Source organism: Carboxylicivirga fragile, assembly GCF_050589805.1.
Taxonomy (GTDB): Bacteria; Bacteroidota; Bacteroidia; order Bacteroidales; family Marinilabiliaceae; genus Carboxylicivirga; species Carboxylicivirga fragile.
In genome coordinates this window covers 26,285-35,242 of record NZ_JBNGOY010000058.1, presented here as the reverse complement: position 1 = coordinate 35,242, position 8,958 = coordinate 26,285, and the positions used below count along the sequence as shown (strand labels likewise).

The window sequence follows — 8,958 nt, the reverse complement described above, 5'->3', positions numbered from 1 at the left end:
ACTTTGTATGCCGACTTCATCAACAGTCTGGATATTGCACAAGAGAAGAAAGAGAATTTACTTCTTAAAATTGAAGAACTAAAACAAAATAGAATAAACAAGCTTAATCTTGAGAAAGACAAGGAGATAAACGCCCTAAAAAAAGAAGCAGATAGCAAAATACATCATTCGACTATCCAAAAAGATAACATCCTAACCGAGATTGAAAATTTTAAACTTGAACAGCAAAAGATCCGAGATAACGAGATTGCATTAATTGATGACAAAAACAGTAATCACCAAGATGAAATCGAAAAACTTGAGGTCGAGTTTACAAGAACTAAGGTAAAGTGGTACGAATTAATACCATTATTGGTTTTGTTAACAGGCCTCCTTTCTTATTTGGTTGTATTCTATTCTTCAGCCGCATATATTTTAATTTTCGGTAAAAAAGATGCAATGATGACGCAAAAAAAAGGTTTGGATATTGTACCGCCGGAAGTGTTTGAACCTGAAGCTTGGAGTAAAGCTGCAGATCATGGAAATGTTGCATATCTATTTATAACACTTTTTGTAATGATCCCTATTGCCTTATCCCTGATGAAAAAGTATTTTAAAGACCCCCAATGGTACATTAATTTAATCGCTTATGCATTAATTATAATTGTGGATGGTTTTATTGCTTATGCAGTTGCTAAATCAATACACGAAGTAGAATACCTTTCAGGGACAATAAATACGCCGTTCGAATTTTCGCAGATATTCACCAATGCAGATTTCTACCTTGTTTTTGTAATGGGCGCTTTAGGTTTATTTCTATTCAAACTTATCTATGAAAAAATTCATAGTGCATTTGATGATAGAAACCTGGACGCTACTAGAAGTAAAAATCTAACGGTAAAAAAGCAACTTCAGAAAAAGATCATGGCCAATGAAAAAGAGAAAAAGAATCACCTGCAAAGGGTTACTGAGATAAATCAAAAAATCTTATTAAAAGATAATGAGAAGAATACAATAGAAAAGGATCTGGCCGCTATCCCGCTTAGAGTGAATGCTGATGCGCATAATATTGACAAAAACTTCAGTATTCATATAAATGAAATAGAGGATGTTGCAACCATGTACGAACATAAAATTAAGAATAATGATCTTAAGTTTTCTGTACATGCTTTACGCGATCGAATTAATACCTTCTTGAATGGTTGGGTAAATTACCTCCATGGAAAATACTCCATCCCCAATGCGAAACAGATGACGGCTGATGCCAATAATACAAAAGATGAATGGTTACATGCTAAGTTACAGTCACAGAACAACTCAAAAGTTCCTCAATTGAACTAGTAATAAATGTGTGTTTTATTCTAAAAAAAGAACTCGTTGATGATGTCAAAAATTATATTACCAATACTATTAATTGCCTTTTGTAGTTGTGCGGTAGAAAAGAAAGAAGCAGACCCAGGTGATGCAACACCCATATACCACAATAACATAACCATTGCGCCTGATTTGTCAAATAGGGTTGATATGCAGATTCACCCTAAACCAGTGTTGGACATAGCAATTATTGAAAAATTCCTGTCAGATATTGAACCATTCTATATTCATACGAACCATAGAACCATGAATCAATTGGATCAGTTTCATTTATCCTTTATTAATAAAGGCTTAATAAAGTTATATAATGCAAATACATCCTTGCTTGAAATTGATTTTGCTAGCTTTAAAAATCAAGGGGATCGAATAGCTTTTGTGAAAAATAGAGCACCATATGAAAACAGTGGTTTGAAGGAGATGATTGTGGCATTTAAGAAAGAATGCAATGGCATATACAGTAGGGCTGTAGAAAATACATCTGGTGCTGATATCTGGACCTACTTCAATAAAGGCATCGGCATTAAGCATGTAAGACCAGCAAGTGCACCAAAACTGTATAGCAAAGAGTATTTTCAAGATCGCTATAAAAACGTTCTAGTACTATTTACGGATGGATACATGGAATCCGGTTTATCCGCTAATGCTGCACAAGGAAATAGCAGGAACCTTTCGTATGACTTGAGTCAATCGAGAGTAAAACGCTTCAGGGCTGCCTTCAAACAATCTGGAATGGATGACATGGAAGCATTTTTTAAAGAGAACGGTTACGGAATTGTTCCAGTGAATAACCCTTATTTAAAAGATTTAGAAGTTATTGTAATGGAGATGTATGATCGTTCATTAACGGATGCTGGTAATGCCACAATACACCCAACCGATAGTGAAATTCTGGAACTCTTTTGGAGCGATTGGCTAACAAAGTCAGGCGTAAAAAGATTTGAGTTGCATCCTTGTTTTCCTGATGTTAAAGGTGCTAATAACGCCATTAAAAATTTTATTAATTTAGATCAATAATTAATATTGAATACTTCTTATTATCAGACTTCACAAATAAAATATACAAAGGGGGGGGGGGAGAATGATAAATAGAGGTCAGATTTTTTTCATTTACAGCGTCCGCATTACAAAGATATTAAGTGCTTCTGTTGGTAAAAACACTGGTTGAAAAATAAAATGCAACAAAATTAAATATATGAGATGCTGCTTATAAAATAGGTAATAAGCAATTTTTTAGTGTCAGAGCAAACACCTCACATTCAAATTGAAACGAAATGATCAACAAAATAGGCCTTCAAAATTTTAGAGTTTTTAAAGAAGAACAATCGTTTGACTTTAAGCAGATAAATATATTAACAGGCGCAAATAATTGTGGTAAAAGTGCTATTCAAAAGTTTCTGTTTCTCTTGAAATCGTCTTTTTCAGAAGGTGGCAAAAGCTCTACTTTCGAAAAGCTAGTCTTTAATACTGAAACCATACAAAAAATTGATCTCTACGAAAATAACCTCACTTATAAAAGTGACGATGATAAGATGATCTTTACACTTGGATACTCAGATCAGCTATGGGGTGATGTGGATATTTGTTTATGTTATCAAAAGTCTAATTCTAGCGAGGATGCTTTACTTCGGTTTATTGAAATTATTAAAGAATCTAAAGTTATATTTCGGTTTGAAAACAAACGATGCTTTCCTACAGATCCAAAAATTAAAGAACAAGATGCAGTAGAATTTTATGAATCTTTCTTTGGGAAGAAACCTGAAACTATAAAAGAGGCAATGCGTTTTTATAATAGTGGAGGTAGTAATGATGATTCCAAATGGTTTTATATTAATACTGAATTGACGTATGACATTTTGGATGTGTATTACTCTTTATTTTTACAGGATAAAAAACAATATCTCACGTATAAAAGTATTTCCGAGCTAAGCCAGAAAAAAACATTATCAAAGGAAGATGAGGATTTAAAAAAAGATCTTGAAGAGAAGGGATATTTATTTAATGATGACAGGGCCTGGGAAGAGATACAATCGAATAAACAGCAATTTATTGAAAGACAACTCCCTGTATGGGACATGAAAAAGAAGAGGGCTTGTAGAATAAGTGATGCAAAAACCACTTTTAATTCTTTTTATTACGACGAAAATCCGGAAGTATTTATACCGACATTATTAAGTTATGTGGTTTTTGGCACACCAAATTTTTTCAAAGGTAAAATTATTGAAAAAAAGGCATCAAAAATAAGAGAGCTACTATATTTACAGGAAATTGATAGTAAGGAAGAGTTTTTGAGTGAATATAAAAAATTTGAACTTGGTATTATTAAACAATCACTTTTGTCTTCTGATTATGAAATAAGGAATTATGTTGGCGAAAAGAATACTACACCAGAGCCGAAACAAGAGCATGATTTTCTCAAGTATTTCCATCCTAATAGTCTGCTAATTGATGGGGTTGTTCTAAACGGCTCAGAAAAGATTTTAAATATTCTTAAAAGCGATGAATTTAATGATCTTAATTTTGAAGCTGAAAATGTTTATTATGATAGTCTTAAAGGGAAGTTAGATAACGATGAGTTCAATCTATTCTATCCTTTAGAACGAAAAATACCCGTAAATGCAGATAATGATATTAAAAATATAAAAAATATTGAGGCTTCAATTCGAAATCTTCCTCGTAAACTAGTTGGCCAACTCAACACCCAACTTAAGGAGTTGATGTTAAACTGTAGTATTGCATTTGAAAGCACAAGTATAAAAAAATATTACTTCTATAATGAAGCAGAACCACAAGATAAGTTATTTCTTGATTTTGCAAATTCTTATGACTCACAGAAGATAAACGATCAATATAAATTTTGTAACCATTGGTTGAAAGAATTTGATATTGCTGATGAACTAATAGTAGAACAAGTTATGGTGGCCAATAAACCATTAGGACTAAGCTTTTGGATATTTAAAGATGGTGAGAATTACCCCATAGGTGATAGTGGTGTCGGTGTTAATCAGGTTATTCAATTATTAATTAGAATAGCTGCACAGTCTAAAAAGTCATTACTATTGATTGAAGAACCAGAAAGTAACCTTCATCCCGCCTATCAAAGCAAAATGGCTGAGTTAGTTGCTGATGCCGTTCAACATTTCCAATTGAAGTTTATCATTGAAACACACTCCGAATATTTCATCCGTAAATTCCAATACCTGGTAGCCCACCCCGATTACAAAGTAAAAGCCGATGATATCTCCATCTCCTACCTCTACCACCCCGATAAAGTGCCCCAGAGTAAAAACCAAGTGGAGAAACTGGAAATAAGACCTGATGGAATTCTGAAGCAGGATTTTGGAGTAGGTTTTTTTGATGAAAATGCTCGATTGACAATGGATTTATTAAAGCTGCAAAATCATAACTAATGAATACGACTCTGCACGGTAATATATTTTCAGCTTTTATAGCCAGTCAACCGGAACGGATTCCATTAGGAACCGAATATGACAATGCACGCTGGAATAGCTTATGGGAGTTTCTCAAATCAAAAACGGATTTAACTGTTTACGAAACAAACAACCTGAATGATATTGACAATGTAATGTTAACTCAGCTGAGCACAGGTAGAGGAGAAACGCAAATCCAATACAGCGATAAACCCTTTTCGTCACACAAATTCAAAATTAAATGTAATGGATCGTCATCGGTCTATTGCATCGACGAGACTGACCCAAACAATCAAAAGAAATACCGCAGCAAAAATGGATACATCTTTGCTTTTAAAGACGATTTACTGGCGACCTGGGAGCAGTTAAGCCTCTTACCCTTAAAACTAAAGCACCCTGTACGAAAAAGTGTAGAACAGAAATCAGATGGTTTTACCTCATGGTCTAAACTGGCAGACTATCTGACGCCTTTCACCGATGTGGTAATGATCGACAATTACATATTAAACGATCCCAGTCTGATCCCTTCCAACCTGGAGAAGATATTGGAAGAACTCGATAAAGCGACTCCGGTAAAATACCGCTTAACCATTTTCACTTTCGAAGGTGGACGTGATAAACTCAATGGGCAAGCCACCTATGATAGTTTAAAGGAGATTAAACAACGACTACAGTTAAAATGTGAGATAGAGTTGATACTAGCCAACCGGGCAGTTAAAGAACACGATAGAGGTATTTTTACTAATTATCTTACCATTCGTTCAGGTGACTCATTCAACTATTTCGACTCTACAGGTAATATCATCACCCATGGCACAGATATCACTTTTGGATCCATGGCCAATACCGATGAACGAGAAGCAACTATGGCAACGCTTGCAGAAGTAGCAGATAAAAGATCTGAAATAATAGAAAAGAATAGTGATTTAGTTTTTGGTGATTGTAAAAACCAACTTTTAGAAAATCCCTAGCACCCAATCCCTAAAACCTAAAAATTAACACATGATCAATAAAATAGGCATCCAAAACTTCAGGATCTTTCACGAGCTTCAATGCTTTAATTTGGATAAAATAAATATTTTAACTGGCACTAATGGAGTTGGTAAAAGTACTTTTAAAAATGCATTCCGCCTTTTAAAGGAAGTACTTGTATTTGATGAAAAACAACATCTGGTTTCTCTTGATAACCTAACTTTAAGTGCTGAACAAAAGCTAATTTTAGGTTCGCTTAATGCAAATATGAGCTATGATAGTAAAACAGAAGGATTCTTTTTTAGCTTCTGCTTTAAGCACGACATTTATGGTGATTTAACAGCTAAATTACAACTGGATATCAACGAGAATTTACAAGATAAATGTCAAGGAACGCAATTAATATTTTATACGGATAATGAATTATTAGCCCATTATGCGCTTATAAGTGATAACCATGCTGAGATTGGTTCTTGGGGGCTAATTTATGATTCCGTTGAAAATGTTGTCCCACAAATACATCATGCTTTAACAACACATAAAGACTTGATGCATGAGCAAGAGTATTTGTGTCTTTTAGACAAGAAACTTTCAGAAAATCAATTACTGTCTGCCAAAGAAAATGAACTATACGAAAGGTACCAGTCAATGGGTTATACTTTTAATGCTTTTGATATTGATGATGAGAAACATAAAATAAACACATCATCTTATTCAGAGGATGAGATAAAAGAGCAGCGTTCTTCAACTATTTTATTACCTAATGGCAATCACTTTGAGCCGCTTGATAATCGATCCCCTTTTCTAAAAAAGGATTATACAAATGTACAGGGCTTATTATTTAACTCTGAGTTATTAAAACTTGTAAGTGAAGAAAATTCATTAGCGATTTTAAGAAAAAACAGTAAGTATCATGTTCTTAGCAATGAACTTACCAAAGCTAATGTAACGACTGTTGAAGCTTTTAAAACGATGTATAAAGAATTTGAAAAAGATGTCTTACTCATTCTTCTCGAAACAATGACTCCTTCTATCAACACGGAAGCATATCCCGGTTCTATAACTCCAAGTTTTCTTGAGTTATTAAGTCCTTGTAAAAAGGCACCTACGGCTCCTGATAATAAGAACGTAAAAAACCCAATTTTTAGAGCATTGCTTGACACTGAGGAGCTCAGCTGGAAACGAGCTAACAACTCAGCCCTTACATCCGGACTGATAACGGCTATTCAAAATGTAGGCAAAAATAAATACAATCAAACTACGCCCAGCAGTGATAAACAAGCTAATGAAGATGACTTTCTATTTCATAGCACGCTAAGATATTTATCCGATAATTATAAATCGATTGCTGTTGAATTTAGTAAGCAGCTATACAAGTTGCTCAATAATAGCATTTTTGCACATAGTGATTTATCCTTTTCTAACAATTATTTCCTGTCAGACGTAAATAGAGAGAAAAACCCATTGCTAATTTTTGGAGCCGAATTTTTAAACGATTTGCATTATGATAGTTCGGACACCATCAAATTCATCAATAAATGGTTAAACGAATTTGAGATAGCAGAAAAGATGGTAATCAAGCCAATTACTGCTGGTGATGAAAAAATTGGAGTAAGCTATTTTCTTAAGGTGAATAAAAAAGAACGCCCTCTAATAAACTTTGGAAGAGGTATCAATCAATTTGTCTGTAACCTACTTTCTTTTTGCATGAATGGTGCAAATTATGCGGGACATAACACCATTTTTCTTGAAGAACCAGAAGTAAATCTTCACCCCAGTTTCCAAAGTAAATTAGCCGAGATGGTAACTGATGCTGTTGAAAAATTTAACTGCTCGGTAGTTATCGAAACCCACTCCGAGTATTTCATCCGTAAGTTCCAATACCTGGTAGCGAGCCCCAAACACAAGGTAAAAGCCGATGATATCTCCATCTCCTACCTCTACCATCCCGATAAAATACCTGCTGGTAAAAAACAGGTCGAAAAACTTATCATTGAAGAAGACGGTGGCTTAGATGGGGAGTTTGGAAAAGGATTTTTCGACGAAGCATCAAACTGGAAAAGGGAACTAATGCGATTAAAACACGCTCAAAAAAATTAATTATGGAGGTATATATCGATAAAAACTTCATTAACAATTATTGGGCTATAGACTCCAGTGATGCTGTCATCACATCATTCTGTGACGACTTCCTCAAACATGCCAATAGGTACACCCTCATTACCAATTATGCTTCTGAAGAGGAGATGTATGAGTCCGAAGAGGCCGAGCTATTTATTGACGATATTGTTCAGCAGCAAAACGCTGCAGACATGGTGTACTTGCAAAACCTACTTGACGAAGATTGCCTCTCGTCCTGTTTAAACAATGGAGGTTGCAAACTTCTGTTCATCGAGTGCGATGAACAAAATGCCATTGATTTGGAACGTAAATATGGCTATCGGGTGATAACGTCTGCAACGCTAAAAACAAAATGGAGCGAATACATTAAATACAATGATGTTGAAAAAACCATTGTTTTGCCCGCAGATGAGTCTGACGATGAAATATTCAACAACTGGAGTGATTTAAAATTTATCAGTACTTTCCCCACCAATTCAATCGTTATCGCCGATAAGTACATACTGTCAGATAAATCACAAGGCAGACTAAAAGACAACCTCATTCCAATGTTGGAACAGTTAATTCCTGTTGATTACCAGGGGGAGCTTTCTATCGCCATATTATCCGAGAGCATATTATCGCAAGAGAATTGTTCTCCTAAAGAGCGAGCCATTAAAACACATAGTGTACTGAATAGGCACTTTGCAAAGTACAAGCATCTAAAAATTAAATTCACCATACTAAAATTTGATAAATATTTTAACTCAGGTAAACAACCAAAAATTCACGACAGACATATCTACACTAACTACTACACCATTAAGTGCGGTATTGGCTTTGACCTATTTAATAAAAATGAACGCAAGGTGGAAGATTCGGAAGTTAGTATTCGTTTCAACTTCCAGCCCAGACAAATGAAAACACTCCCTGTTAAACTAAACGGTTTAAAGGTATATGTCAACAACATGAAGAAAATGGATAAAATGGATGTCTTTAAAATGTATCCTGAGAATTTCGATAAATTCCATTGCCACCTTCTAAACTAACCCCTAAAACCCAAGTCCTAATACCTAACCCCTAATAAATGATCAATAAAATTAGC

6 protein-coding genes are annotated in these 8,958 nt (G+C 34.5%); all 6 read left to right on the top strand.

All coding sequences use genetic code 11. The features are described from left to right. Positions 1 to 1,320: hypothetical protein (locus ACRD7B_RS19800; protein ID WP_430826383.1), on the top strand; the 1,320-nt coding region annotated here is incomplete at its 5' end. Positions 1,321 to 1,359: 39 nt separating this feature from the next. Further along, complete coding sequence (locus tag ACRD7B_RS19795; protein ID WP_430826382.1) at positions 1,360 to 2,367, top strand: hypothetical protein; 1,008 nt, start codon at positions 1,360 to 1,362, stop codon at positions 2,365 to 2,367. A 257-nt stretch (positions 2,368 to 2,624) separates the two neighbouring features. Then, positions 2,625 to 4,760 carry an AAA family ATPase gene (locus ACRD7B_RS19790; protein WP_430826381.1) on the top strand — a complete coding sequence of 712 codons (2,136 nt, stop codon included), beginning with the start codon at positions 2,625 to 2,627 and terminating at the stop codon, positions 4,758 to 4,760. Then, positions 4,760 to 5,752, top strand: a complete 993-nt coding sequence (locus ACRD7B_RS19785; protein WP_430826380.1) for a hypothetical protein — start codon at positions 4,760 to 4,762, stop codon at positions 5,750 to 5,752. The genes ACRD7B_RS19790 and ACRD7B_RS19785 overlap by 1 nt, the downstream gene beginning before the upstream one ends. A 31-nt stretch (positions 5,753 to 5,783) precedes the next feature. Continuing rightward, entirely contained in the window at positions 5,784 to 7,853 is a 2,070-nt protein-coding gene (locus ACRD7B_RS19780; protein ID WP_430826379.1) for a DUF3696 domain-containing protein, read from the top strand. Positions 7,854 to 7,855: 2 nt separating this feature from the next. Continuing rightward, positions 7,856 to 8,902, top strand: a complete 1,047-nt coding sequence (locus ACRD7B_RS19775; RefSeq protein WP_430826378.1) for a hypothetical protein — start codon at positions 7,856 to 7,858, stop codon at positions 8,900 to 8,902. The last annotated feature ends 56 nt before the right edge of the window (positions 8,903 to 8,958 follow it).

Bases quoted from the DNA above. Each gene is read 5' to 3' on its own strand.
- ACRD7B_RS19795 (WP_430826382.1), top strand. From the start codon at position 1,360: ATGATGTCAAAAATTATATTACCAATACTATTAATTGCCTTTTGTAGT.
- ACRD7B_RS19790 (WP_430826381.1), top strand. From the start codon at position 2,625: ATGATCAACAAAATAGGCCTTCAAAATTTTAGAGTTTTTAAAGAAGAA.
- ACRD7B_RS19785 (WP_430826380.1), top strand. From the start codon at position 4,760: ATGAATACGACTCTGCACGGTAATATATTTTCAGCTTTTATAGCCAGT.
- ACRD7B_RS19780 (WP_430826379.1), top strand. From the start codon at position 5,784: ATGATCAATAAAATAGGCATCCAAAACTTCAGGATCTTTCACGAGCTT.
- ACRD7B_RS19775 (WP_430826378.1), top strand. From the start codon at position 7,856: ATGGAGGTATATATCGATAAAAACTTCATTAACAATTATTGGGCTATA.